General features: G+C 70.8%; 23 protein-coding genes. 6 read left to right on the forward strand and 17 right to left on the reverse strand.

The window, feature by feature from the left end; genetic code table 11:
- Nucleotides 1-16: 16 nt before the first annotated feature.
- The 3 genes from tilS to dacB form a co-directional block, all read right to left on the reverse strand.
- Nucleotides 17-991, reverse strand: a complete 975-nt coding sequence (gene tilS / locus ASD30_RS25075; protein WP_056688808.1) for a tRNA lysidine(34) synthetase TilS — start codon at nucleotides 989-991, stop codon at nucleotides 17-19.
- A complete protein-coding gene (locus tag ASD30_RS25080) occupies nucleotides 988-2,019 on the reverse strand; it encodes a zinc-dependent metalloprotease (RefSeq protein WP_235532675.1) in 1,032 nt (343 codons plus the stop codon). The genes tilS and ASD30_RS25080 overlap by 4 nt, the downstream gene beginning before the upstream one ends.
- A gap of 247 nt (nucleotides 2,020-2,266) precedes the next feature.
- The gene (gene dacB, locus ASD30_RS25085; protein WP_056688814.1) at nucleotides 2,267-3,697 is read right to left on the reverse strand and encodes a D-alanyl-D-alanine carboxypeptidase/D-alanyl-D-alanine endopeptidase; all 1,431 of its coding nucleotides are present in this window, start codon (nucleotides 3,695-3,697) and stop codon (nucleotides 2,267-2,269) included.
- Between the two features lie 107 nt (nucleotides 3,698-3,804).
- Between dacB and ASD30_RS25090 the strand changes: the two genes are divergently transcribed.
- Nucleotides 3,805-4,320 carry an inorganic diphosphatase gene (locus tag ASD30_RS25090; RefSeq protein ID WP_442938280.1) on the forward strand — a complete coding sequence of 172 codons (516 nt, stop codon included), beginning with the start codon at nucleotides 3,805-3,807 and terminating at the stop codon, nucleotides 4,318-4,320.
- A 119-nt stretch (nucleotides 4,321-4,439) separates the two neighbouring features.
- Here ASD30_RS25090 and ASD30_RS25095 read toward each other — a convergent pair whose 3' ends face one another.
- From ASD30_RS25095 to ASD30_RS25145, 11 genes are all read right to left on the reverse strand, one after another.
- Nucleotides 4,440-6,422 (reverse strand): acyl-CoA dehydrogenase family protein, encoded by a 1,983-nt coding sequence (locus ASD30_RS25095; protein ID WP_056688819.1) that lies wholly within the window; start codon nucleotides 6,420-6,422, stop codon nucleotides 4,440-4,442.
- A gap of 34 nt (nucleotides 6,423-6,456) precedes the next feature.
- Complete coding sequence (locus ASD30_RS25100; RefSeq protein ID WP_056688822.1) at nucleotides 6,457-7,806, reverse strand: C40 family peptidase; 1,350 nt, start codon at nucleotides 7,804-7,806, stop codon at nucleotides 6,457-6,459.
- Between the two features lie 293 nt (nucleotides 7,807-8,099).
- Nucleotides 8,100-9,149 (reverse strand): phosphatase PAP2 family protein, encoded by a 1,050-nt coding sequence (locus tag ASD30_RS25105; protein ID WP_056688825.1) that lies wholly within the window; start codon nucleotides 9,147-9,149, stop codon nucleotides 8,100-8,102.
- A gap of 30 nt (nucleotides 9,150-9,179) precedes the next feature.
- On the reverse strand, nucleotides 9,180-10,175 hold the full coding sequence (locus ASD30_RS25110) for an ABC transporter ATP-binding protein (protein WP_056688828.1): 996 nt from the start codon (nucleotides 10,173-10,175) through the stop codon (nucleotides 9,180-9,182).
- A gap of 1 nt (nucleotide 10,176) precedes the next feature.
- On the reverse strand, nucleotides 10,177-11,805 hold the full coding sequence (locus ASD30_RS25115; protein ID WP_056688831.1) for an ABC transporter permease: 1,629 nt from the start codon (nucleotides 11,803-11,805) through the stop codon (nucleotides 10,177-10,179).
- Nucleotides 11,802-12,908 carry a thiamine ABC transporter substrate-binding protein gene (locus ASD30_RS25120; RefSeq protein ID WP_056688834.1) on the reverse strand — a complete coding sequence of 369 codons (1,107 nt, stop codon included), beginning with the start codon at nucleotides 12,906-12,908 and terminating at the stop codon, nucleotides 11,802-11,804. The genes ASD30_RS25115 and ASD30_RS25120 overlap by 4 nt, the downstream gene beginning before the upstream one ends.
- 284 nt (nucleotides 12,909-13,192) lie before the next feature.
- Nucleotides 13,193-14,062, reverse strand: a complete 870-nt coding sequence (locus tag ASD30_RS27705; protein ID WP_056688836.1) for an RNA polymerase sigma-70 factor — start codon at nucleotides 14,060-14,062, stop codon at nucleotides 13,193-13,195.
- Between the two features lie 8 nt (nucleotides 14,063-14,070).
- Nucleotides 14,071-14,673: a carboxymuconolactone decarboxylase family protein gene (locus tag ASD30_RS27710; RefSeq protein ID WP_056688839.1), complete on the reverse strand. Its 603-nt coding sequence runs from the start codon at nucleotides 14,671-14,673 to the stop codon at nucleotides 14,071-14,073.
- A 190-nt stretch (nucleotides 14,674-14,863) separates the two neighbouring features.
- The gene (locus ASD30_RS25135) at nucleotides 14,864-15,874 is read right to left on the reverse strand and encodes an MBL fold metallo-hydrolase (RefSeq protein ID WP_056688842.1); all 1,011 of its coding nucleotides are present in this window, start codon (nucleotides 15,872-15,874) and stop codon (nucleotides 14,864-14,866) included.
- Nucleotides 15,875-15,906: 32 nt separating this feature from the next.
- On the reverse strand, nucleotides 15,907-16,710 hold the full coding sequence (locus ASD30_RS25140; protein ID WP_082564170.1) for an SDR family oxidoreductase: 804 nt from the start codon (nucleotides 16,708-16,710) through the stop codon (nucleotides 15,907-15,909).
- Nucleotides 16,707-17,792: an NAD(P)H-dependent amine dehydrogenase family protein gene (locus ASD30_RS25145; RefSeq protein WP_056688845.1), complete on the reverse strand. Its 1,086-nt coding sequence runs from the start codon at nucleotides 17,790-17,792 to the stop codon at nucleotides 16,707-16,709. The genes ASD30_RS25140 and ASD30_RS25145 overlap by 4 nt, the downstream gene beginning before the upstream one ends.
- A gap of 82 nt (nucleotides 17,793-17,874) precedes the next feature.
- On the opposite strand from ASD30_RS25145, the gene ASD30_RS25150 reads away from it, so the two are divergent.
- Entirely contained in the window at nucleotides 17,875-18,165 is a 291-nt protein-coding gene (locus ASD30_RS25150) for a hypothetical protein (RefSeq protein ID WP_056688847.1), read from the forward strand.
- A gap of 124 nt (nucleotides 18,166-18,289) precedes the next feature.
- Complete coding sequence (locus ASD30_RS25155; RefSeq protein WP_056688853.1) at nucleotides 18,290-18,952, forward strand: hypothetical protein; 663 nt, start codon at nucleotides 18,290-18,292, stop codon at nucleotides 18,950-18,952.
- A gap of 7 nt (nucleotides 18,953-18,959) precedes the next feature.
- On the opposite strand, the gene ASD30_RS25160 is transcribed toward ASD30_RS25155, so the two are convergent.
- The 3 genes from ASD30_RS25160 to ASD30_RS25170 form a co-directional block, all read right to left on the reverse strand.
- Nucleotides 18,960-19,172 carry a DUF1918 domain-containing protein gene (locus tag ASD30_RS25160; protein ID WP_235529973.1) on the reverse strand — a complete coding sequence of 71 codons (213 nt, stop codon included), beginning with the start codon at nucleotides 19,170-19,172 and terminating at the stop codon, nucleotides 18,960-18,962.
- 113 nt (nucleotides 19,173-19,285) lie between these two features.
- The gene (gene ilvA, locus ASD30_RS25165) at nucleotides 19,286-20,569 is read right to left on the reverse strand and encodes a threonine ammonia-lyase IlvA (RefSeq protein ID WP_056688857.1); all 1,284 of its coding nucleotides are present in this window, start codon (nucleotides 20,567-20,569) and stop codon (nucleotides 19,286-19,288) included.
- Nucleotides 20,570-20,579: 10 nt separating this feature from the next.
- Entirely contained in the window at nucleotides 20,580-21,860 is a 1,281-nt protein-coding gene (locus tag ASD30_RS25170) for an NAD(P)/FAD-dependent oxidoreductase (RefSeq protein ID WP_056688998.1), read from the reverse strand.
- Nucleotides 21,861-22,019: 159 nt separating this feature from the next.
- Here ASD30_RS25170 and ASD30_RS25175 point away from each other — a divergent pair, with 159 nt between their 5' ends.
- From ASD30_RS25175 to neuC, 3 genes are read left to right on the forward strand one after another with little or no spacing between them, the layout of a single operon-like run.
- A complete protein-coding gene (locus ASD30_RS25175; RefSeq protein WP_156393776.1) occupies nucleotides 22,020-22,667 on the forward strand; it encodes an acetyltransferase in 648 nt (215 codons plus the stop codon).
- On the forward strand, nucleotides 22,664-23,695 hold the full coding sequence (locus tag ASD30_RS25180) for an N-acetylneuraminate synthase family protein (protein ID WP_056688862.1): 1,032 nt from the start codon (nucleotides 22,664-22,666) through the stop codon (nucleotides 23,693-23,695). The genes ASD30_RS25175 and ASD30_RS25180 overlap by 4 nt, the downstream gene beginning before the upstream one ends.
- Complete coding sequence (neuC, locus tag ASD30_RS25185) at nucleotides 23,692-24,816, forward strand: UDP-N-acetylglucosamine 2-epimerase (protein ID WP_082564171.1); 1,125 nt, start codon at nucleotides 23,692-23,694, stop codon at nucleotides 24,814-24,816. The genes ASD30_RS25180 and neuC overlap by 4 nt, the downstream gene beginning before the upstream one ends.
- Nucleotides 24,817-24,818: the final 2 nt, after the last annotated feature.

A 24,818-nucleotide genomic window follows, 5' to 3' on the forward strand; every position in this document is an offset into this window, starting at 1 on the left:
AGGCCATCCTCCGGCCTCAATCCGTCAGGAACGCCAGATGCCTGTCCCGGCGTACTGCGCGCAGGTGGCCGGGGAGGTCGATCCACCTCTGGCCGCGCCAGTCGGTGATCAAGGCGTCGATGGCGCGCACGTGCTCGTGGAACAGCTCCGACCCGATCGCGCCGGCGTCGAGTGCCGCGAGCCTCAGGACACGGGTGCGCAGCGGGCCGGGCAACGCGGCCAGCTCGTCGACCGGCAGCCCCTCCGGGACCTGGTCGCGCAGGCGGTCGTACGCCGCGTCGGCGAGTCCGTCGAGGTACTCCATGTCCGGGCGGACGAGGTCGGCCGTGCGGGCCAGCGCCACCGCCACCCCCGGACCCAGCTCGGACTCCAGCACCGGCAACACGGTGTGCCGCACCCGCACCCGGGTGAAGCGAGGGTCGGTGTTGTGCGGGTCGTGCCAGACGTCGATGCCCTCCGCCTCGCAGGCGGCGGTGGTGTCGGCACGCGAGACGTCGAGCAACGGCCGGGCGAAACCGTCGAAGGATCGCCGCATCCCTGCAATGGCGCGGCCTCCCGACCCGCGGGTCAGCCCGAGCAGGACGGTCTCCGCCTGGTCGTCACGGGTGTGGCCGAGCAACACGGTCGCGGCGCCGAGGTGCTCGGCCATCTGCTCCAGCACGGCGTAGCGCGCCTCCCGGGCCGCCGCCTCCGGGCCGCCCTCGGAACTGACCGTGACGCGCGCCGAGACCGTCTCGTCGGCACCCAGCTCCGCCATCTGTCGTACGACGACCGCGGCCCGACCGGCTGATCCGTCCTGCAGCCCGTGGTCGACAGTGGCGCCCACGACCCGCAGCGACATCTTGTGGCCCTCGAAGACCGCGGCGGCCAACAGGGCGAGTGAGTCGGCACCCCCGGAGCAGGCCACGACCACCGTCGTACCCGGCGCGAGAGGTGCCAGGGTCCGGCGTACGACCAACCGGACGGCGGCCACCGCCGGGTGGAGCGTCATCCGTGGACCCGGGCCACCCAAGCGGTGGGGTCTTCGATCTCGGCCTTCGACGGGAGGTTCTCCGGGGACTCCCACACGGCGTTGAAGCCGTCCATGTCGACCTTCTCGATGACGGCGCGGACGAAGGCGGCGCCGTCGCGGTACTGGGCCATCTTCGCGTCGAGGCCGAGCAGGCGGCGCAGGATGCGGTCGAGCGGGCCGACGCCCTTGCGGCGCTGGTTGAAGCGGCGCCGGATCTTGCCGACGCTCGGGATCACCTCGGGACCGACGCCGTCCATCACCACGTCGGCGTGGCCCTCGAGCAGGGACATCACCCCGGTGACGCGGTCGATCACCTCGCGCTGCTCGGGCGTGCTCATCATGTCGAGCAGGCTGCCGCCCTTGCCGCGCATGGACTCCCCGAGCCGCTTGACGCCCTCCTCGAGGGTCTTGCCGACCTCGATCGAGTCGGCCAGCGTGGTCATCTGGGCGAAGAGGTGGTCACGCATCCACGGCACGGCCGTGAACTGCACGCGGTGGGTCTCCTCATGGAGGCAGACCCACAGGCGGAAGTCGGTCGGGTCGACGTCGAGCTCGCGCTCGACGTGCACGATGTTGGGGGCGACCAGCAGCAGGCGACCGCTGGGGTCGAAGAACGGGTCGAACTGCCCGAGCACCTTGCCACCCATGAAACCGAGCACCAGGCCCACCTCGGCGCCGGTGATGCGCGAGCCGATCGCCTGGCCCAGCACTCCCGGCGACTTCTTCTCGGAGAGCTTCTCCACGATCGGCGACAGGATCGTGGCGAAGCTGTCGGCGTTCGCGCGGATCCAGCCCGGTCTGTCGACGACCAGCACCGGGGCGGTGCGTTCGGCCGCGGCCAGGCCGGTGAAGTCACGCACCAACCCCGTGGAGCGGTTGGCGTCGGCGCGCAGCTCCTCGACCGCGTCGGCGGCGGCCAGCGTGGAGATCTCCGGCCCGTCACCGGCCAGCCGTGAGCCGATGCGTACGGCGAGGTCCCAGTCGATCATCGACGGCGCGTCAGTCATGCGGCGAGCCTAGCCGGGCACGACGAAGGAGTGCCCGGCGTGGCGAGCCGGGTCGAGCAGGCGCGCGGCTGAGGAACGAAGCCGCGACCGCCGTGTCGAGACACCAGTGAGGTGCGCTGGACACGGGGCGCCGGGTCGAGCAGGCGCGCGGCTGAGGAACGAAGCCGCGACCGCCGTGTCGAGACACCAGTGACGTGCGCAGAGCGCGCTCCGGTGGTCGAGCAGGCCGAGCAACGACCAACCAGGGTCAGGACGAGCAGTGACAGGCCGCCAGCGCGGCGGTGAGGTCGTCGAGGGTGTCGCGGGCCTCCAGCACCTCGGTCACCCGGTCGGCCAGGAAGACGAACGTGAACACGTTGCCGTCGAGGTCGGTGGTCACCCCGGCCAGCCCGTGGACCCCAGTCAGCGTGCCGGTCTTGGCCCGCACGCGGCCCGGCCCAGACGTGTTGCTGTCGCCGAGGCGTCCGGCCATCGAGCCGGTGAAGCCGGCGACGGGCAGTGCCGTGATCACGGTGCGCAGGTCGGGATTGGCGTCGCGGGCGGCGGTGGCGAGCACGCCCAGCAGCGCCTGCGTGGTCAGCCGGTCCTGGCGGGACAGCCCGCTGCCGTCGTGGATCCGGGTGCCGGCCAGCGGCACTCCGAGCCGGCCGAGCACCTTGCGCACGGCACGCGCGCCGCCGTCGAAGGATCCGCCGGTACCCTCGGCCAGCCCCACCTGGTGGGAGAGGATCTCGGCGCCCTCGTTGTCGCTGACCGAGATCACCCGGTCGACGATCTGCGAGACGGGGGCGCTCTCGACGCCGGCGAGCTCGGCCGCACCGTCGGCGGCGGTCGTGCGCTGCGGCGTACCGGTCACCTTGATGCCGGCCCGGCGCAGCTCGGCGGAGAAGAGCATCGCGGCCGCCCGGGACGGGTCGGACTCGAAGCCCCACGAGTCGCGCTTGGCGCCCTTGTCGACCCACAGCGCGGTGATCGGTGGCACGACGGCCTCGGGGATGTAGCTCGCCGGCCAGTGCGGGTTCACCGACGGTCCCGTGAAGAGGGAGTCGTCGAACTGCAGGCGCACCTGCGCCTGGCCCTGCTCGGTCAACGCGGCCGCGGTCTCGCGGGCCAGGGTGCGGATGTCGGCCGGCTTCGGGTACGTCGTCGAGCTGGCCGGCTTGTCGGTCAGGAACGGGTCGCCGCCGCCGACGAGCACGATGTCGCGGGGCTTGGCGCCGGCCACGACCGTCGTACGGAACGTGACGTCGGGCCCGATCGCCTCGAGCGCGGCCATGCCGGTGAGCAGCTTCATGGTGGAGGCGGGCATGAACGTGCCGCCCGCGTTGTCGTACCAGACGCTGCCGTCGAGGCTGCCGACCGCGAGCACCCGGTGCTTGCCGAGGTCCTTCTCAGCGGCGTACGACGCGAGCGCCCGGCGCACCTTGGCCGGGTCGACGCGACTGTCGGTCGGTGCTGCGGCGGCCACCGGGCGCGGTGTGGTCAGCGCCGGCAGGTCGAGCCCGCGCGGCGGAGCGACCTGCGCCGGGTCGGCCGGATCGTCGGGGGCGATGCCGAGCCGGTCACCCAGGTCGTACTGGAACGAGGCGAAGCCGGCGGCCACCACGGCCAGCACGAGAAGGATCGGCAGCCACGACGACAGGCGTCTCGAGGTGTGGCCTGCGTCACGCCGTTTCACCAATTCGTCCCTTCCGAGTGCACGTTTGCGCCCATTGTGCGCGAAGATGTTGCCGGCCCGATGTTCGGGTCATGATCTTTCGCCGCCCGCAGGCCGGGTGCGCGAGCATGCCGATGATGCGGAGGAATGCTGTGTTGGAGTTCGACGTGATGGTGGAGATCCCCAAGGGGTCCCGCAACAAGTACGAGGTCGACCACGAGAGCGGTCGCATCTACCTCGACCGCATGCTGTTCACCTCCACGGCGTACCCCGAGGACTACGGCTACATCGAGGACACGCTCGGCCAGGACGGCGACCCGCTCGACGCGCTGGTCATCCTGCAGGCGCCGACGTTCCCCGGCTGCATCATCAAGTGCCGCGCAATCGGCATGTTCCGCATGACCGACGAGGCCGGCGGTGACGACAAGGTGCTGTGCGTGCCCACCCACGACCCGCGCCTCGAGCACCTGCGCGACATCAATCACGTCTCGAAGTTCGACCGCCTCGAGATCCAGCACTTCTTCGAGGTCTACAAGGACCTCGAGCCCGGCAAGTCCGTCGAGGGCGCCAACTGGGTCGGTCGCACCGAGGCCGAGGCCGAGGTGCTCGCCTCGTTCGAGCGGGCCAAGAAGGCCGGTCACTGACCCGCTTCACACGACGTACGGCGCGGGCCGAACCACAGGCCCGCCCGTGAAACTGCCCGATCGACACGAAACATCACGTCGATCGGGCAGTTTTCGTACGGGGACGACCTCCGCGAGCGTCAGTCGCCCCAGGTGAGGAGCTCTTCGGCGCGCATCACCTCGGGCGGGATCCCGAACGCGTCGACGAGGTCGACGGCGATCGGGCGCACCTTCCGGCACAGGCCGTTGATCTCGCGGCTGATCGCCTTGGAGCGCTGCGAGGTCAGGCGACCATGCTCCATGAACCAGGCCCGGTCGGCCTCGATGGTGGTCAGCGCGAAGAGGTCGACCATCAGTCCCATCGCAACCTTGTTGTCACCCTCGGGCATCTGCGCGACCTTCTCGACGCACGCATCGAGCACGAGGCGTTCGACGTGGGCCTTCGCGGTCGCGATGACGTGGTCCTGCACACGCGAGAACACCTCGCCCGGCTCCATGCCGGTGTCCACACCGCGCTTGAGCCGACGGGCCACGCCGCTGAGCATGTGCTCCTCACGGAACCGCAGCATCGCCTGCTGGAAGTTCGGGTCGAGCAGCCCGGCCTCCTGGTCCCACTCGTCGCCGCCGGGCAGGAGGTCCTTGACCCGCTCGAGCAGCTTGTGGACGTTGGTGCGCTCGAGCACGGTGTCGACGGCCATGCCGGCCACGAACCTGACCATGCCGAGCTGGTCGAGGTCGGAGAAGTCGCTGGAGTATCCGGTCAGTAGCCCCTTGGCGACGAGCTGCAGCAGCACGTGGTTGTCGCCCTCGAAGGTCATGAACACGTCGGTGTCGGCCTTGAGCGCGTCGAACCGGTTCTTCGAGATGTAGCCCGCACCGCCACAGGCCTCGCGGCACTCCTGGATGGTGCGGGTGGCGTGCCAGGTGCCGAGTGCCTTGGTGCCTGCGGCTCGTGACTCGAGGGCCCGGCGGTCTGCCTCGTCGGTGGTGGCGCCCGAGAACACGTCGTGGCAGCGACTGGCCAGCACCTCCTGCGCGAAGTGCATCGCGTAGGTGCGGGCCAGCAGTGGGAAGAGCCGTCGCTGGTGCTGGCCGTAGTCGAGCAGCAGTTGCTCGGGCTGGTCGTCGGAGGTCTCGAACTGCCGGCGGCGTACGGCGTACTTCACCGCGACGGCCAGGGCCACCTTCGACGCGTTGATGCTGGCGCCGCCGACGCAGACCCGACCCAGCACGAGGGTGCCGAGCATGGTGAAGAACCGCTTGTTGGGGTTCTCGATCGACGACTCGTAGACGCCGGTGGCGGTCACGTCGGCGAACCGGTTGAGCAGCGCCGTGCGCGGCACCCTCACGCCGTCGAACCAGAGCCGCCCGTTGTCGACGCCGTTGAGGCCCATCTTGCGGCCGCAGTCCTCGATGCGTACGCCGGGCGCCGGCTCGCCGTCGACGCGGATGGGTACGACGAACGCGTGCACGCCCTCCGTCTTGCCACCGATCTCGAGCTGGGCGAAGACGACGGCCAGCTCGGCGTGCCGTCCTGCGTTGCCGATGTAGTCCTTGTGGGCCGACTCCTTCGGCGTGGTGATCACGAACTCCTGGGTGGCGACGTCGTAGGTCGCCACGGTCTCGAGCGCCTGCACGTTGGAGCCGTGGCCCGCCTCCGTCATCGCGAAGCAACCCATCAGCTCTCCGCTGATCGTGTCGCGCAGGTAGGTGTCGTGGTGGTGCTTCGTGCCGAGCTGCTGGATGGCTCCGCCGAAGAGCCCGAACTGCACGCCGATCTTGACCAGCACCGACAGGTCACCGAACGCCATCGTCTCGAACGCCGCGATTGCCGCCCCGGTGTCGTCTGACCCGCCGTACGCCGCGGGGAAGGCGACCGCGGTCTGCCCGGTGCCGGCGACGTCGAGAACGATGTCCTTGACCCGGTCCTTGAACGCCGGCAGGTCGAGGGTCTCGGCCTCCGCCAGCATGCCGGCGTGCTGCACCAGGTTGCTGCGGACCAGGCCCCGCACCTCGGCGTACTTCCCGTCGAGGAGCCGGGTCAGCTCGGCCACGTCCACGTCGGGCCGGGTGTAGCCGGCGGTCTCTTCGTCGGGCTCGGGCGTCACGGTCTCGGTGGCCATGCCGCCACCGTACCGACTGTGCGCCGGCGCGACCTCAGGGCCGAGCGTAGAAGTTCGGCGGGATCCAGTAGTACATCGACTCCTGGGTCACGTCACGACCGGTGCGCGGCGCGTGGATCATCTGGCCGTTCCCGACGTAGAGCGCGACGTGGTAGATCGACGACGGGCTGCTCGAGGATCCCCAGAAGACCAGGTCACCGGGGCGCAGGTTCGAGGAGCTGATCGGCGTCGCGGTGTCGTACTGCCCGACGGAGTAGTGCGGGAGGTACTTCCCACCGGCGGCCCACGCCTTCATGGTCAGGCCCGAGCAGTCCCACGAGTTGGGGCCTGCCGCCGCCCACACGTAGGGCTCACCGATCTGGGCCCGCGCGAAGTTGATCGCGGCCTGCGCGCCCGACGAGGACGGGGGCGGCGGTGTGGGGTCGGGCTCAGGCTCGGGGTCCTGGGTGGGCGGCGCGGGCTCGTCGCTCGGCGGGTCGCTCGGCTCGGGGTCCTGGGTCGGCGGCGCGGGCTCGTCGCTCGGCTCGTCGGACGTCGTGGTCGGAGTCGGGTCGACGGTCGTCGTGGCCGGCGCATCGTCCTCGGCGGCGGCCTGCTGTGCGGCCCGGGCCGCACGCAGCTGGGCGGCGGCCTCGAGGGCGGACTGGCGGCGCGAGGCCAGGGACACCGAGATGTCCTGGAGGTTGGCCAGCTCGCGGATCAGGGAGTCCTTCTCCGCGGCCACCGCGCTGGCCTCCGAGAGGGCGGCCTGCTCCTGCGCCTCGGCCTCGGCACGGGCCGACTCGGCCTCGACCTCGAGGGCGGCCGCTGCGTCGTGGGCGTCGTCGGCCTGGTCCGAGGCCAGCTCGGCGACCTTCGCCGCGGCGTCGTACGCCTTGGTGATGTCCTCGATCGAGCTGTCGACGGTGTACATCGTGTGGGCGTCGTCGAGCATCGCCTCGGAGCCGTCCTGCTTCATCATCGACGAGAGGGCGGTGACCTCGGGCGACATCTCGTAGTTGTCGGCCACCATGTCGCTGTAGGCGACCGTCTGGACCTCGAGGCGGGACTCTGCTCCGGCGGCCCTGCGGTCAGCCGCGGCGGCGGCACGCTGGGCCTCCTGGAGCTTCCACCGGGCGGCGTTGTACGCCTCGGCCGCCTGGCCGGCCTTCACGCCGGCCTCCTGGAGCCGCTGGTTGGCCATCACGAGATCAGCCTGGACGCTGGCGACCGTGCGCTTCATGTTGGTCGCGGCCGACTTGGCGGCGTCGACCTCGGCCTGGCTCGGAGTGTCCCCGCCCGATCCCGGGTCCGGGTCGGCCACGGCGGCCGGCACGCACAAGGCAAGCGTGAGGACACCGGCGAGCCCGGCAAGCAGCGGTCGGCCCGAGGTGGTCCGTCGCACGATATTCAGCCCCTTTGTCTGTCTGGAGACCTCGGGCGACTTCCCCATCGCCCGAGGCACTTTGAGCACGCTAGTGCTCACCAGTCACAAAAGAAACACTTCTTTCCAGATTTCTCAAAAGTATCGGCGTGTCGCCTTGACAAACTACAAGCGTGTAATTTCCGAATTACATCGATGTAATTCACGGACAATGTCCCGAAAGAGGCAGCAATGACAGAACGTCCTGCGGTCCGGCTGCCGGGGCGGCCAGGACGCAGGACGTTCTGGAAGAGCGAGTGTGGAGGAGGGGCGGGTCAGTCCTTGTCGACGGGGATCTGCGAGGTCGTCGTCGTCGGATGGCTCGACAACCCGTGTCTGTCGAACTTCTGCCCGGAGGCCAGCCCACCGACGTAGAACGAGATCACCGCGATCGCGACACCGGCGACGTCGTCGGCGATGTAGTGCCAGCCGAAGTAGAGGGTGGCCACGACGGTGATGCCGAAGTTGATCCACATCGCCCAGCTGAGCCACTTGACCTTGATCGTGTACTGCACCATCAGGGCCACCAGCAGCGTGATCGCGCAGTGCAGGCTCGCGAAGCCCGCGACAGACTGCACCGCATCGACGCGCCCGCCCCAATAGACGCCGACGCGCCCGTAGGACAACGCCTCCATCAGTTGGGACGCCCCTGTCGGGCTGAGGTCGGTGTAGAGGAAGCGGTACTCGAAGCCGGGGCCGAGCGTCGGCAGCAGGTAGTACGACGCCGTGCCGAGGCTCCAGGCCAGGCACTGCGAGGTGGCGAACCAGTAGCCGTAGCTGAGGTTCTTCGACCAGATCAGCCAGGCAGTCAGCACCAACGGCACCATCGGCAGGAACCACAGGTAGATCGTCGAGAGCACGTGCGCGGAGTAGTTGGTGCCGAGCACGGCGTGCAGGACGGTGGCCGGCTCGTGCCCGAAGAAGATCGCCTTGTCGAGCAGGTGCAGCGGCCGGTCGAACTTGTAGTCGACGCCGAGCACCTGCGGCAGGAACGACTTGAGGTTCCGGTAGCTGACGTAGGTGATGTAGAAGCAGACCAGGCCCAGGACCACCAGCGTGAGACGCTCACGGTTCCAGTGGGAGTGCCAGCGCTCCATCACGATTGGCCACATCGCCTTGGGCTTCATCTTCGAGAGCCACAGCGTCCGCGGCAGCATGTCGAGGAGCAACGCCCCGAAGACCAGGAGAGGCAGCCGCAGCCACGACGGACCGAGGAAGCCCTCGGGGTCGACCACACGCTCTCCGAGGCTGATCGCCGTGAAGACAGCGAGGGCGCCCATCAACGTTGCGACCCCGACGAGGAGGACGTAGGCACGGCGATACACGCGGGCAGTCTAGGGGACCGCCCCCGACGATCAACGTCTCGGGATCACCGCGAGCCGGTTCCGCGCCACCTCGAGACGCACTTCCTGCCCGGGCGACGGGGGCGCGGTGCCGTCGGACGTGACGGATGCCACGACACCGACCCCGGGCACGTCGACCTCGACGCGCACGGCGTCCGGGGTGACCCGCGACGACAGCACGACGCCGTGCAGCGGGCCTTCCGCGGACACCCGGAGTGCCGACCTGCGCAGCGCCACGCCGTCCCCGACCGGAAGACCTGCCGCGGTGAGTACGGCGTCGGCGGCCGAGCCGTCGAGCACGGTGGGGTAGCCCAGGAACGACGCGGCCTCCGAGTCGGCGGGGTGCTCCCAGACCTCGGCCAGCGTGCCGTCCTGGACCGGTCGTCCGGCACGCATGAGCGCCATCCGGTCGGCGACCGCGAACGCCTCCTCGTGGTCGTGCGTGACGAACAGGGCCGTTGTCCCGGCGCGGGTGAGGATCTCGCGCAGGTCGAGGGCCAACCGCTCGCGCAGGGACTTGTCGAGTGCGCTCAGCGGCTCGTCGAGGAGCAGCAGTCGCGGCTCGACGGCGAGGGCACGGGCCAGGGCGACGCGTTGCCGCTCACCACCGGAGAGGGTGGCCGGGGCACGGTCGGCGTACCCGGCGAGGCCGACCAGCTCGAGCAGCTCCTCGACCCGGGTGGCCACCTCGCGGCGCGGCCGGTGCCTGATGCGCAGCGCGTAGCCGACGTTGGCGCCGACACTCTGGTGGTTGAACAGCTGGCCGTCCTGGAACATCAGGGCGAAGCCGCGCTTGTGGGTCGGCACCCCGGCGAGGTCGCCACCGTCGAACGTGATGCGGCCTGCCGAGACCGGCTCGAGGCCGGCGACCGCGCGCAGCAGTGTCGACTTGCCGCAGCCCGACGGGCCGAGCACCGCGAGCACCTCGCCGGCCGACAGCTCCAGGGACACGTCGTCGACGGCGACGGCGGCGCCGTACGTCACGGTGACCTGGTGGAGGGACAGCACGTCAGAACCCTCCCACGCCCGGCACCCGGAGCCGCTCGACGACGAACATCACCGACGCCGTGGCCAGGGCGAGTACGACGGCCGCCGCCAGCGCCATGCCGTAGTTGTGCGTGCCGGGCTGGCCGAGCAGGCGGTAGATCAGCACCGGCAGCGTCGGGTGGTCGACCCGCGAGAGGAAGGAGGTCGCACCGAACTCCCCCAGCGAGATGGCGAAGGCGAACCCGGCGGCGGCCAGCAGCGGCTTCCACACCACGGCCAGGTCGATCGTGACCAGTGCGCGCAGCGGGGAGGCGCCGAGCGAGTGCGCGGCCTGGCGCTGGCGGTCGTCGATGCCGGCCAGCACCGGGACGAGCGTGCGCACCACGAGCGGCATCGCCACCAGGGCCTGCGCGATCGGCACCAGCAGCGGCGACTCGCGGAAGTTGACCGGGGGTTCGTCGAGGGTGATCAGGAAGCCGAAGCCGAGGGTGACCGCCGAGACCCCCAACGGCAGCATGAAGAAGCCGTCGAGCAGTCCGCGGATCCGGCGTTCGGCCGGGCCGTGCGAGCGGCGGGTCGCGATCACCGCGACCAGTCCCCCGATGAGCAGCGCGATCCAGGTCGCGTCGACAGCCGTGCGCAGCGAGTTGACCAGCGCCTCGACGACCGTGACGTCGACGAGGCCGTCGCCTCCGGTCGTGTCGAGGGCCCGGTAGTTGGCCAGGCTCCACGCCCCGTCGACCCGCAACGAGCCGGTGACCAGCATGGCGATCGGCACCGCGACGAGCAGCAGCCCGAGTGCGGTCGCGAGCAACGCCGGGGCGTCGTACAACCTGACCCGGGAGGGCTCGACACGACGGCGGGCGGCCTGGCCCGGCGCCGAACGGGCCCGGGCGGCGAGCAGGAGCAGCACGGTGACCACCAGCAGCTGCAACAGGCACAGGGCTGCTGCGGCGGGCAGGTCGAAGAGGCTGGTGGTGAGCAGGTAGATCTCGGTCTCGACGGTCGAGTAGCGCAGGCCGCCGAGCACCAGCACGATGCCGAACGCGGTCGAGCAGAACAGGAAGACGACGCTGGCCGCGGAGACGACCGATCCGCGCAGCGCCGGGAACGTGGCGGTCCGGAACACCTGCCACGGGGAGGCGCCCAACGCTGCGGCCGCCTCACCGGGTCGCGGGTCGAGTCCCTCCCACGCCGCCCCGACCGTGCGTACGACGACCGCGAGGTTGAAGAACACCATCGCCGCGATGATCGTGACCGGCGACCCGTCGAGGCCGAGCACCTCGAGAGGGCCGGTGGAGACCAGCCGGTCGAAGGCGATCCCGACCACCACGGTCGGCAGCACGAACGGCACCAGGAAGGCCGCCCTGACCACGCTCCGGCCGGGCACCCGCAGACGGTGCAGCGCATAGGCGGTGGGTACGCCGAGGAGCAGCGTCACCAGCGTGGCCGTGGCCGCGACCCAGACGGTGAACCACAGCACCCGGTGCACCCGGGGCCGGGCCAGCACCTCGAGCACGTCGCCGGGGGCGAACCTGCCGTCCGGCCAGAGCCCCTGCCCGAGCATGCCGGTGACCGGCAGCACGAAGAAGACACCCAGCACCAGGACCGGCAGCGCGGCCAGCCCGGCGAGCGTCAGGAGGCGCTTCACCTACTGACGATGTCCGTCCACTCGGTCAGCCACTCGGCGCGGTGCTCGGAGATGTCGTCGGCGGAGACCTCGTAGGGCTCGGTCGGCTGCTGCGCGAACTTCGCCCACTCCTTCGGCAGCGCGACGGAGTCGTCGACCGGGAAGACGTACATGTTGTCGGGCAGCGCGGCCTGGACCTCAGGGCTGAGCAGCCAGTCGACGACGGCCTGGCCGCCGACCGGGTTGTTCGCGTTCTCCAGCACGCCGGCGTACTCGACCTGGCGGAAGCAGGTGTCGAGCAGGGCCGCGGTGGTGGTCTCGCCGGTCTTCTTGTCCACGGTGAAGGCGGGCGAGGTGTCGTACGAGACCACGATCGGTCGGTCGCCGTCGCCACCGCCGGTGAAACCGCCGTAGTAGGCGTCGGTCCAGCCCTCGGTCAGCTCGGCGCCGTTGCCGACGAGGTCCGTCCAGTAGTCGGGCCAGTCGTCGCCGTACTCGGCGATCGTGGCGAGCAGGAAGGCCAGGCCGGGCGAGCTGGTGGCCGCGCCGGGGATCACCGTGAGGTCCTTGTAGGCCGGGTCGGTGAGGTCGTCGAGGCTGGTCGGTGGCTCCTGGTCGTTCTTCTCGAACCAGGCCGTGTCGACGTTGACGCAGACCGAGGCCTGGTCGATCGGCGCGAGCTTGTCCCCCGCGTCGCCGTCGAGGCGCAGCTTCTCCGCGCTGCCGGGCAGCTCGGCGGCGTACGTCGCGAAGACGTCCTCGTCGACCGCGCGCGAGGCGAAGGTGTTGTCGACGCCGAACGCCACGTCGCCGATCGGGTTCGACTGGCTCAGCGCCAGCGCGTTGGTCAGCTTGCCGGCGTCACCGGAGGGCCGGATCTTCAGCGTGGCGCCGGTGTCCTTCTGGAACTGGCGGATCAGCTTCTTCGGCAGGTTGAACGAGTCGTGGGTGACGAGCGTGACGGTGGTTCCGGCGATCGCGTCGGCGGGGTCGACGCCGTCGGTCGCCTCGATCTTGGTCTCGCCCGAGTCGTCCCCGTCGTCGGCCAGCAGCGTGCACGACGCTGCGCCCGTCAACGTCAGGGCCGTGATCGTGGCCAGGGTGGTGCGCAGTGCGCGGTTCATCTCCGACTCCCTTCGCCGGTGCTAACCGGATCAGGTCCTGAGGGTCTGCGGCCAGCGTGGTCTGCTGGGCCCGCACTCTCAGCTCCCCGGCTCGCTGGCCGGAGGGCTCCCCTGTCTCTTGAGCTCCCGAATCTACCCCACGCCCCGCCCGCCCCGAGTAACGCGGGGTTACGGTCGCTCCACACGCGTCGTGACGCGTGCGAACCGTCAGCAGCACCGCACAAGTGCCGCCGTACGACCGCCCGGCGGCGCGCTCGACCGACGGGACGTGCCGGCGTACGACCTCAGCGGCTCAGCTGCACGACGTCCTTGTCGGCCCGGGTCAGCTTGTGCGGGTTGCGCACGAGGTACATCTCGGTGACCACCCCGTCCTCGAACCGCACTGTGCCGACCACGTCGAGCACGCCATCGAGGAAGAACCGGATCGCCGGCTGGCCGTTGACCTGCACCGTGTCGAGTGTCATCACACCCGCGTCGCGCCCCATCACACCGACCAGCCAGCGCATCACCTTGTCGCGGCCGTGGATCGGGCGCAGTGCGGCCTGCCGGAGCCCGCCGCCGTCGCTGAACATGACGACGTCGGGCGCCATCACGTCCATCAAGACTTGGAGGTCGCCGCCTGCCGCGGCCGCCATGAACCGCTCCAGCACGCTCTCGGTGTCCGCCGGTACGACGGCCCGCGGGCGTCGGGCCTGCACGTGCTTGCCGGCCCGGCTCGCGATCTGGCGCACCGCCGGCTCCGACTTGTCGACCGCGGCAGCGATCTCGGGGTACTCGAAACCGAAGACCTCCCGCAGCACGAACACTGCGCGCTCGGTGGGGTTCAGCGTCTCGAGCACCATCAGCATCGCCGTCGAGACGGAGTCGGCCAGCTCGACGTCATCGGCGACGTCGGGCGTGGTCAACAACGGCTCGGGCAGCCATGGTCCGACGTACGACTCCCGGCGCCGCTCGAGCGTGCGCATCCGGTTGAGTGCCTGCCGGGTGGCGATCCGCACCAGGTAGGCCCGCGGGTCGCGCACCTCGGGCTGGTCGACCTCGGCCCAACGCAGCCACGTCTCCTGGACGACGTCCTCGGCGTCGGCGGCCGAGGAGAGCATCTCGTAGGCAACCGTGAAGAGCAGGTTGCGGTGCTCGACGAAGGGATCGCTCACGGGTGGTCTCACCGTGCCAAGGGTGCCAGTTCGCACGTGTCCGAGTAACCCTGCGAGGCGAGTCCCATCGCGGCGTTGGTGCGCGAGCGCATGTTCTCCAACGAGATCATCGCGGTCAGCTCGACGGTGGCCTCGACACCCAGCTGGCGGTGCAGGTTGTCGACCATCTCGTCGTCGACCTCGGGCGGTGTGGCGGTCATCGCCTCGGCGTACTCCAGGACGTCGCGCTCGAGCGGGGTGAAGACGTCGCTGTCGCGCCACACCGGCACCTGGCGGATCTTGGCCTCGTCGAGCCCCTTGTTGTGGGCCATGAAGTAGCCGAAGTCCATGCACCAGCTGCACCCGATCATCGCCGCGCTGGCCATCTCGGCGTACGACTTCAGGTTGGGGTCGAGGGCGCTGAACTTCGCGACCTTGCCCTCGAACGAAAGGATCGCCTTGGTCAACGGCTTGTGGTGGTACATCACGTAGGCGAAGTCGGGCACCTCGCCGTACGTCCGCTTGGCGTAGCCGCTGAGCATCCGGCCGTAGATGCCGTCGAGCTCGGCCTTGGGGATCCGGAAGTTGCTGGTCGTCTTGCTGGTCGTCTTGCTGGGCGTCTTGCTGGGCATGGCTCCTCCTGCGGAGACCCGGGGCCCCACCTGCTGGAGCCCGTTCGCCCATGAAGACACCGGCCGTCCCGGATCTGTGACAGGTCAGCCTGTGAAGGGTCAGCCTGTGAAGGGGTCCGGACTTGTGCGGTGCTGTTGACGGTTCGCACGCGTCACAACGCGTGTGGAGCGACCGTAACCCCGCGTTACATCAGGGGATCGCGTAGATGTGGACGCCGTCGGTGAGGGTGCGGGTCATCTCGCCGCGAGCGACGAGCAGCTCGAGGTGGGCCCGGGTCTCGAGGGTGGCCAGCGCCGAGTTGAAGAGGTCGAGGTCCTTCAGCTTCCGCTCGTGACGGGTCCATGGCAGCCGGGCGGCCACGTCGTACGACGACGCCGGCTCGGCGGCGACCGCTTCGCGACAGAGGTCGAGTCGTACGTCGTGGTGTGCGGTCAGCTCGTCGACCCGCGCATGGGTCGAGCCGGTGACCGCACCGTGCGCGGGCAGCAGCCGCAGGTCGGGCATCGCGCGCACCTTCGCCAGCGAGTTCAGGAAGTCGCCGAGCGGCTGGCCGGCCAGCTTGGGCTCGAAGCCGATCGAGGGAGTGATCGTCGGCAGCACGTGGTCGCCGGCGAAGAGCAGTCCGTCGCCGTGGTCGGCGAAGACGTAGTGGCCCTGGGTGTGACCGGGCGTCGAGACCGCCTCGAGCGTGCGCTGCCCGACCGCGATCTCGTGGTCGCCGCTGAGCCAGGTGTCAGGTGCCTCCCACAGGGTCAGGTCGGGAGTCATCTCGGCCGTGTAGGTGCCCCAGTCGGTGGCCATCTGGCCCGCGCCGGAGGTGCGCAGCACCTCGACGTAGGGGTCCTCCTCGACGTCGGGGTCGTGGATCAGGTCGAGGGTCGGCTTGTCGCCGATGCCGAGCGAGACGTGCGAGCCGAACTCACGGCGCACGGTCACGGCCTGCGTGTAGTGGTCGCGGTGCACGTGCGTGACCAGGAACCGGGTGATGTCGGAGACCTGGCGGTCGATCGAGGCCAGTGACTTCTCCAGCAGGGTGCGCGACTCCTCGATCGCCCAGCCGCCGTCGATCAGGGTCAGCCCGTCGCCGGTGTCGATCGCGTAGACGTTGACCGCACGCAGCCCGTCCATCGGCAGGGGCAGCGGGATGCGGTGCACGCCGGGGGCGACCTCGAACGCTCCCGGCTCGGTCCAGTCAGTCATCGGGCCACCATGTCACGTACCGCCGGGTCACTTCAGGTGACGTCCGGCACACCGAGATCGAGGTTCGGCTGCTGGATGCCGCCGTCGATCTCGAGCAGCTTCCCGGTGACGTACTGACCGGCCCTCGACGCCAGGTAGACGACGCCGGCGGCGATGTCCTCGGGCTCCCCCACCCGGCCCAACGGGGTCCGGGTCTCCAGCTGCTCCATCATCTCGGGCACGCCGGCGACGAACTCCAGCGCGCTGGTCATCACCGAGCCGACGAAGACGCCGTTGACCCGGATGCGCGGGGCCAGGTCGGTGGCCGCCAGCCGGGTCCAGTGCGCCAGCGCCGCCTTGGCGGTGCCGTAGGCGAGGTAGCCCCGACCCGACGCGCGCCCCATCATCGAGCTGATCGAGACGATCGACCTCTGCGCGTCCGGCGGACCGGTCAGCATCAGCGGCACGGCCGCCCGGCTCAGCGCGTGCGCCGTGCTGACGTTGAAGTGGAACGCCTCTTCCAGGTAGGCCACGTCGGTGTCGAGGAAGGCGTTCGGGATGGTGCCGCCGACGTTGTTGACCACGATGTCGAGTCGGCCGAACGCGTCGTACGCCGCCTGCGCGAGGCCCGCGGCCGCGTCGGTGTCCGACAGGTCCGCCGGTACGACGACCGCACGGCGCCCCGCACCACGCACCAGATCGGCGACCGCCTCCAGCTGGTCTGCGTGCCGGGCCGCGATCAGCACGTCGGCGCCTGCCTGTGCGAGTGCGACGGCGGTGGCCGCACCGATCCCGCGACCGGCCCCGGTGACGACCGCGACGTGGTCGGTGACGGTGAACCTGTCGAGGATGCTCAAGAGACGAGCCCCTTGCCGGTCACGTGGAGCAGGTCCAGCGCGGTGACGATGCCGGGCTCCGCCGCGACCACGGAGGACACCGAGTTCACCAGACGCTGTGCGGTGGTGACCATGCCCGAGACGTTGTGGTCGCCGTCCTCACCACGGTGCGTGAAGTCGACCTTCATCATCGGCTGACCGGTGATCTCGACGCGGTAGCAGCCGCCACCCTCGGGCGGGGTCGGCCACTCGGGCACCTGGTCCTCAGCGGTGCGCGTGATGTGCTCGAGGACGATCTTGTCCTCGCCGTCGACGCGGCCGATGACCTGGAACCTCACTGCCCCCATCGTGCCGGCGGCGATGTCGACGGAGACGGTCTCGGTGTCGACCGGCGCCGGACGCCGGTCGACGGTCTCGGTGAGCGGCTCGTCGAGCGTGACCCCGAGCCCGGCGGCGATCTGCCGGACCACGGATCCCCAACCCATGCTGAGGATTCCGGGCTGCCACAGCATCACGTCGTCGGCGTCGACCGGCTTGCCGAAACCGAAGATGTCGCGCATGACGACGGGTTGGTAGTACGTCGAGTAGTCGGCGATCTCGCTGACCTTCACCTGGTCGATGCGCTGCGAGAGCGACGTCATCACCAGTGGCAGCACGTCGTTGGCGAATCCCGGATCGATGCCGTTGACGTGCAGGCTCGCACCGCCCTCGGCGCAGGCCTTCTCGAGGGAGCTGAGCGCCTCGTCCCACAGCACGCCGTACGGGTACTGCAGCAGCACCGGTCCGCTGGAGACCACGTTGATGCCGGCCGCGACGAATGCCTGGAGGTCCTCGATCGCCTCGAAGATGCGGTCGTCGGTCATCGCGGTGTGCACGATCGCGTCCGGCGCCAGCGCGATCAACGCGTCGCGGTCGGTGGTCGCGGTGACGCCGAGGTCGCGGTCGAACCCGGCCAGTCGCCCGACGTCCTGGCCGTCCTTCTCCGGACCGGAGACCCAGACCCCGACCAGCTCGAGATCGGGGTGCCGGTCGATGCCGGCGATGACATGGCGGCCGACAGTTCCGGTGGACCAGCCGACGACGCGCAGGGGTTCAGTGCTCATGCGAGCCAACCTAGAACACGTTCTAGGTTGGCGGAAGGCCCTAGTCTCCTCACAAACACCCTCGAGTCCGGGAGGCGGACCCATGAGCGACGAAGAAGAAGTCGAAGCAACCCTCAGCGTCGGAGCCCGGTTCATCGGCGACCCGGAGTCGCTGCACGTCGTCGCCCTCGGTGGCGAGAAGCCGGGGATGTTCCTCGAGCTGGTCGACTTCAGCCAGCCGCAGGCGGCCGAGGACGACGAGGACTGGAACCTCGACCCGAGCTCCGACCTCGGGCTGAAGGTCACCATGGCCGGCCTCGACCCCGAGGTCGCCGTACAGCTGCTGAAGGTGGCCGCGGAGTTCCTCGAGCAGGCCGAGTTCGAAGAGGGCTGAGCTCCGACGGGGCCGAGTTCCCACGGGCCGGGCACTGCGCCTGTGCCTTCCCTTCCGGCGTACGGCGACGCACACTGGAAGGGAGCACAGCGCATGCTCGCTCGGGACCTTGGAGATGACGGCCATGCACGACAAGCTTCTGCACAGCATCAAGGCCACGCACGACGTCCTCGACGAACGGCTCTCCACCGCTGAGTGGCACAAGCCGACACACGACAGGCCGCGCGACCGCTTCCCTGCCACGGACACCTTCCTGGCCAGCGCGAGCCGACACCTCGCCGCGGCGAACGCCGTGCTCGTGCCGGCCGCACGACGGCGACTGCCTGACGGCAACGACGTCGCCCACCGGTTCTCCCGCACCAGCCGCGACCTCGAGTACGCCATGGCCCAGACCAAGGCCAAGCTGTACGGCGAGGCGCACGCGATCCACCGCCCGTGGCACGACATCTGGGCCGACCTGCACCGGCGCTTCGACGAGTTCATGGCGCTCGAGGAGGAAGTGGTCACCGCCCTCGTCGAACACACCACCTCAGAGGCGCGCTCCGACCTGGCCGACCGCGTCTACGGTGCGGAGCTGCACTCGCCCACGCGACCCCACCCCTACGTGCCGCACCTCGGCCTGCCCGGCAAGGTGGCCCGGCGCATCTGCCTGGGCGTCGACCACTTCTGGGACACCACCGAGGGCCGGATGATCCCCGAGCCGGTCAAGCCGCACGACCGCGACCACGACGGCAAGCTGGCGCAGTACCTCCTCGCCGACCCGCACCTCCCGGGCGACGAGGCCTGACCATCCGTCACTCCTGCGGCAGGTCCTGTCCTGCCGGCCGCACCTGCGCGTCCGGCCCCGGGTAGACGAGTGACTCGTGCCCGTCCGTCCAGCGCACGAGGAAGGGCGGGGTGCCCTCCGATCCGCGCGCCTCGAGGATCTCCGCCTCACGCTCCGCTTCGCCGACGTGCCCGCTGTGCACGATCAGCCGGTCCCCCGCACCCGCATGCATCCCTGTCATCACAGTTCGCTCCTTCCTGGCCGGAACCGCCGGGGCGCGAGACCGCGCCCTTCAGTGGTCAGTCTTCTCCCTTCCCGGGAGCAGGCCAAGGGCTTCGGGCAACTCAGCGAGGCTCAGAGCAGGAAGCTGAACACCGGGGACCCCGGCGGGACCAGCTCGATGGTCAACGGGCTCGCCGTCATGCGCTCCATCAGCTCGGCGAGATCGGTGGCGCGCTCGAGCTCGATGCCGACCAGGGCCGGCCCGGTCTCGCGGTTGTTCTTCTTGACGTACTCGAAGACCACGATGTCCGCGCCCTCGATCAGGACGTCCTCGAGGAAGTGCCGCAGCGCGCCAGGCTCCTGGGGGAAGGTCACCAGGAAGTAGTGCCGCAGCCCCTCGTGGAGCAGCGAGCGCTCGACGATCTCGGCGTAGCGACTGACGTCGTTGTTGCCGCCCGACACGATCGCCGCGACCGCCCGGCCGCCCGCGTCGATGCGGGAGACGGCCGCGCTGGCCAGGGCACCGGCGGGCTCCGCGATGACGCCCTCGGTCTGGTAGAGCGCGAGCATCTCGGTGCACACCGCCCCCTCGGGCACGGTCACCACCTCGTCGACCAGGTCGCGCACGATCGGGTAGGTCAGGTCGCCCACGCGGCCGACCGCGGCGCCGTCGATGAAGGTGTCGAGCTCGGTCAGCCCGATCGGCGCCCCGTGGCCCAGTGCGGCGGTCATGCTGGCCGCCCCCGCGGGCTCGGCGCCGACGATCCGGATGTCGGGGTGCCGCTCACGCAGCCACAGCGCGATGCCGGAGATGAGTCCGCCGCCGCCGATCGGCACCACCACGGTGCCGAGATCGTGGCCGGCCTCGAGGGCCTGCTCGACCAGCTCGGGCCCGATGGTGCCCTGCCCGACGATCGTGCGCGGGTCGTCGAACGGGTGCACGTAGACCGCACCGGACTGCTCCGCGTCGGCGTGGGCGGCCGCGCTCGCCTCGTCGTACGAGCTGCCGACCATGACCAGCTCGACCAGGCCCTCGCCGAGGGCGAGGATGCGTTGCCGCTTCTGCCGCGGGGTGTTCTGGGGTACGACGACCCGACCGTGGATGCCCAACGTGGCGCAGCTCAGTGCGAGACCCTGCCCGTGGTTGCCGGCGCTGGCGCAGACCACGCCGCGTTCGCGCTCGGCGTCGGTGAGCCCGGCGATCAGGTGGTGCGCACCGCGGATCTTGTAGGAGCGGGAGAGCTGCTGGTCCTCACGCTTGAGCAGCACGGGCACCCCGGCCCGTTCGCTGAGCCGCACGCTCAGCTCCAACGGCGTACGCCGGACCACCGGGCGCAGCACCTCGGCCGCGCGTTCGACGCCGGCCGCGCTGAGGTGGGCGCCGGTGAGATCGCCAGTGAGATCGGGGAGGGTCACTCCCCCGATGCTACTTCCGCAGGGGGTCGAAGGCGCTCAGCAGGTCGCGGTCACCGGCGGTGGAGCTGCCCGCGATCCGGCCGGCCAGCAGCTTGCCGGTCAACGGCCCCAGCGCCACGCCCCACATGCCGTGACCGCCGGCGACGAAGACCCGGTCGGAGCGGCTGGCCCCGACCAGGGGCAGGCCGTCGGTGGTGCACGGCCGCGAGCCGACCCACTCGTCGTGCCGCTGCGACCAGTCGACACCGGTGAACATCGGGGTGGCCGCGTCGACGATGGCCTGGATGCGGCGCTGGTCGAGCGGGTCGTCGGGGCTGCGGAACTCCATCATGCCGGCCACCCGCAGGCCCTCCTCGGGCTTGCCGAGCGGCGTGCACGCGACCCGCTGGGTCGGGAAGTAGACCGGTCCGGTCGGCACGTGGTCGGGATGCACGGTGAAGCTGTAGCCGCGGCCGGCCTGCACCACCTTGCGCACGCCGTGGGGGCGGGCCAGCTCGCCGAGCCAGCTGCCGTTGGCGAGCACGACGGCGTCCGCGACGATCGACTCGCGGCCCTTGCTGGCCACCAGCACCCGTGCACCGCGCTGGCTCACGCCGGTGACCTGCTGGCCGTCGACGATCTCGCCGCCGCGGGCCTGCACCGCCTCGGCGAGGGCGTGCACGAAGCGACCGGGGTTGAGGTAGCGCTGGCCGTGCAGGCGGGCGCCGTGCGTGACGACCTTGCCGAGCGACGGCTCCAGGGTGTGCAGGTCGTCGCCGTCGAGCAGCTCGAAGTCGGTGAGGCCGCCGGTCTGGGCGACGTGCCGGAACTCCTCGACCAGCACGGCGCGGTCCGCGTCGGAGACGAAGCCGGCCAGGAACGGCTCGGCGTTCAGGGTCGGCTCCTCGACGCGTCCGGTGCCGTCGTGCTCGGTGAGCTCGTCGTACGCCGCCAGGGCACCCGCGTTGGCCCGGTTGAAGACCTCGATCGCCTTGCCCCAGTGACCTTCCGTGCAGTGGCGGGCGAAGCCGAGGAGGAACTGGACGAGACGCGGGTCCGCGCGGAACGGCACGTAGACCGGGGAGTCGGGCTTCAGCGTCGCGAGGATGCCGGTCCTGAGCATGGCCGGCTCCGGCAGCGGCAGGGTCAGGGCGGGCGCGAGCCATCCGGCGTTGCCCCACGAGGAGCCGGCGGCCACGCCGTACCGGTCGACGACGGTGACCTTGACGCCCTCCTGCTGGAGGTACCAGGCGGTCGAGAGACCGACCATCCCGGCGCCGACGACGACCACGTGTTCAGGGTGCTCAGCCATGTCCACGAGTCTGGCGAAGTCCACGCCCCTCCGGGCTGCCCGAACCTCCACGGTTCCGCCACTTCCCTTGTGCAATCGGCCAACGCCCCCTGCGGTGGTTGAGCGGGCCGAGGAACGAGGCCGTCTCGACACCCTCGGCACCGGCCCTAGACTCGGGCCGTGTCGTCCGAACCCGTTGCCGTGCTGACCCCCTGGATCTCCGTGGGGGCCGGCGGCCATGCGGCCAGCGTCGCCCACGCCCTGCTCGGAGTGGCCGAGCTGGTCGCCGTCGCGGGCGTCTCGACGCGGGAGTGGTCGGTCGACGTCCTCGACTCCGACGCCGACGCGATCGCGCTGGCCCAGCAGCAGGACCGACGCCTGGTCGTCACGATCGGCGAGAACCGCCGTCGACTCGAGGTGATCGACCAGCTGCCACCCGACCTGTTGTTCTCCGCAGCGGCCAACACCTCGACCGTGTCCGCCGACGTCACGCTCGGCGGCTCGTCGGTGGTGCTGCACCACGCCCATGTCGGTCCGGGTGCCCGCGTCGGACGCGGTGTCATCGTCAACACGGCGGCCGTCGTCGAGCACGACGTGACGCTCGGTGACGGGGTCCACGTGGCGCCCGGCGCCGTCGTCCTCGGCGGGGCGAGCGTGGGCGCCGGCACGTTCGTCGGATCCGGGGCCACGATCCTTCCGGGGGTCACCGTGGGCGCCCATGCCGTGATCGGCGCAGGGGCGGTCGTGACCCGCGACGTCCCCGAGAATGCCTGCGTCGTCGGGGTGCCCGCCGTGGAACGCCACCGCACCGAGAGGACCCCGTCATGAACGACGAGCGCCCAGTCTTTCCGCCCGCCGACCGGCTCACGGTGATCGCCGAGGCCGGCGTCAACCACAACGGCGACGAGGCCCTCGCCCACGAGCTCATCGACGTGGCCGCCCGGTCCGGTGCCGACGCGGTCAAGTTCCAGACCTTCGACCCGGCCCTGCTGGTCTCGTCGCACGCGCAGACCACCCCCTACCAGCGGGACCGGGGCGGCGCGGAGGACCAGGCCGGGCTCCTCGCGGCGCTGACCCTGCCGGCCGAGGCGTGGGAGCGACTCCGCGACCACGCCGAAGGTGAAGGGCTCACGTTCCTGAGCACGCCGTTCGACCTCGACAGCGCCCGACTGCTGGCCGACCTCGGGGTCGCCGCGATCAAGACCTCGTCGGGCGAGCTGACCAACACCCCGTTCCTCCGGGCCCTCGCCGAGCTGGGCCTGCCCCTGCTGGTGTCCACCGGGATGGGCGACGAGGCCGAGGTCGCGGCCGCTCTCGAGGCCACCTCCGCGGCACCGTCGGTGACCCTCCTGCACTGCGTCTCCGCCTACCCCGCCCCGATCGACGAGGCGAACCTCCGGGTCATCCCGGCGCTCGCCGCGAAGCACGGGGTGCCGGTCGGCTGGTCCGACCACACGCTGGGGCTGACCAGTGCCGTCGCCGCCGTCGCGCTGGGCGCCACCGTGCTGGAGAAGCACGTGACGACCGACCGCACCCTGCCCGGACCCGACCACGCGGCCAGCCTCGAGCCGGACGAGCTCACCGACTACGTGACCGCGGTGCGCGACGCCTTCGCGTCCCTGGGCGACGGCGTGAAGCGACGGATGCCCGCCGAGGTCGAGAACGCCACGCTCGTACGCCGTTCCTGGCACGCCGCGCGCGACCTGCCCTCCGGACACACGCTGGTGCCCGACGACGCGGTCACCCTGCGCCCGGAGCACGGCCTGGCGCCGAGCACAGCGGTCGTCGGCGCCCGGGTGATCCGTCCGGTCCGTGCCGGTGACCCGATCACGGCGGCCGACGTGGAGCTCGCGTGAAGGTCGCGGTCTTCGTCGGCACGCGTGCCGATCTCGGGCCGTTGCAGCCGGTGCTGGCCGAGCTCACGTCCCGCCCCGAGGTCGAGACCGTCGTTCTCACCGGCCTGGCCTTCGACGCCGCCGGCCTGGCCGACCGACTGGAAGGCTCGGTGTCCTCCGTCATCGCCCTGGCCGCCCCGCTCGACGAGGTCGACCTGGCCGCCCAGCTGCGCCACGGTCCCGCCCTGTCGACCGGAGCCGGTCGCGTGGTGGCCGAGCATCCGGTGGACCGCCTCGTGGTCCTGGGTGACAGGTGGGAGCTGCTGTACGTCGTACCGCCGTTCGTGCTGGCCGGTGTGCCGGTCGTGCACCTGCACGGTGGCGAGGTCACCAGCGGGGCGATCGACGAGCGGGTCCGCCATGCCGTCACCAAGCTGGCCGACGTCCACTGCGTCGCCTCGCAGGACGCCGCGGAGCGGGTCGCCCGGCTCGGCGAGGAGCCTAAGCGCATCCACGTCACCGGGGCGCCCGGGCTCGACCGCTACGCGGCACGGACCCGGTTGGACGACGCCGAGCTGGAGGCACTCCTCGGGGTCCCGGTGCGGCGCCCCCTGGCCCTGTTCACCTACCACCCGCCCACCGCGTCGGCCACGCACGACATCGGCCGGTGGGCCGAGGAGGCGCTGCGCGCCACCCTCGACGTGTGCGGCACGGTCGTGGCGACACACCCGGGCATGGATGCCGGCCGGGACGACGTGCTGGCCGCGTTGACCCGCCTCCAGGGTGACGAGCGGCTGCTCGTGGTCGAGGCGCTCGGCCCGCGCTACCCCGCCGTCCTCGCGTCCTGCGACGTGGTGGTCGGCAACTCGTCGTCAGGCGTGATCGAGGCGGCGTCCGTCGGCGTACCGGCCGTCGACGTCGGGCTGCGCCAGCAGGGGCGGCTCCGGTCCGACAACGTCCTCTGGTCGGACGAGGGCGAGGCCGCCGTCGGCGCCGCGTTGCGGCAGGTCCTCGACGACGGCTTCCGGCAACGGGCCGCCCGCGTGGTCAACCCGTACGGCGACGGCACGGCCGCCCGCCGCATCGTCGACGTGGTCGTGGCGGACCCTCCGGCCCGGGCCAAGCACTTCGTCGACGAGTGAGC

Source organism: Nocardioides sp. Root140, assembly GCF_001426745.1.
GTDB lineage: Bacteria > Actinomycetota > Actinomycetes > Propionibacteriales > Nocardioidaceae > Nocardioides.

Coding starts and splice junctions, on each gene's coding strand:
- ASD30_RS25090 (WP_442938280.1), top strand. CDS start 3,805: ATGCCGATGATGCGGAGGAATGCTGTGTTGGAGTTCGACGTGATGGTG.
- ASD30_RS25120 (WP_056688834.1), bottom strand. CDS start 12,908: ATGAACCGCGCACTGCGCACCACCCTGGCCACGATCACGGCCCTGACG.
- ASD30_RS25160 (WP_235529973.1), bottom strand. CDS start 19,172: ATGACAGGGATGCATGCGGGTGCGGGGGACCGGCTGATCGTGCACAGC.
- ASD30_RS25180 (WP_056688862.1), top strand. CDS start 22,664: ATGAACGACGAGCGCCCAGTCTTTCCGCCCGCCGACCGGCTCACGGTG.
- tilS (WP_056688808.1), bottom strand. CDS start 991: ATGACGCTCCACCCGGCGGTGGCCGCCGTCCGGTTGGTCGTACGCCGG.
- ASD30_RS27710 (WP_056688839.1), bottom strand. CDS start 14,673: ATGCCCAGCAAGACGCCCAGCAAGACGACCAGCAAGACGACCAGCAAC.
- ASD30_RS25145 (WP_056688845.1), bottom strand. CDS start 17,792: ATGAGCACTGAACCCCTGCGCGTCGTCGGCTGGTCCACCGGAACTGTC.
- ASD30_RS25155 (WP_056688853.1), top strand. CDS start 18,290: ATGCACGACAAGCTTCTGCACAGCATCAAGGCCACGCACGACGTCCTC.
- ASD30_RS25080 (WP_235532675.1), bottom strand. CDS start 2,019: ATGACTGACGCGCCGTCGATGATCGACTGGGACCTCGCCGTACGCATC.
- ASD30_RS25150 (WP_056688847.1), top strand. CDS start 17,875: ATGAGCGACGAAGAAGAAGTCGAAGCAACCCTCAGCGTCGGAGCCCGG.
- ASD30_RS25170 (WP_056688998.1), bottom strand. CDS start 21,860: ATGGCTGAGCACCCTGAACACGTGGTCGTCGTCGGCGCCGGGATGGTC.
- ASD30_RS25095 (WP_056688819.1), bottom strand. CDS start 6,422: ATGGCCACCGAGACCGTGACGCCCGAGCCCGACGAAGAGACCGCCGGC.
- ASD30_RS25135 (WP_056688842.1), bottom strand. CDS start 15,874: ATGACTGACTGGACCGAGCCGGGAGCGTTCGAGGTCGCCCCCGGCGTG.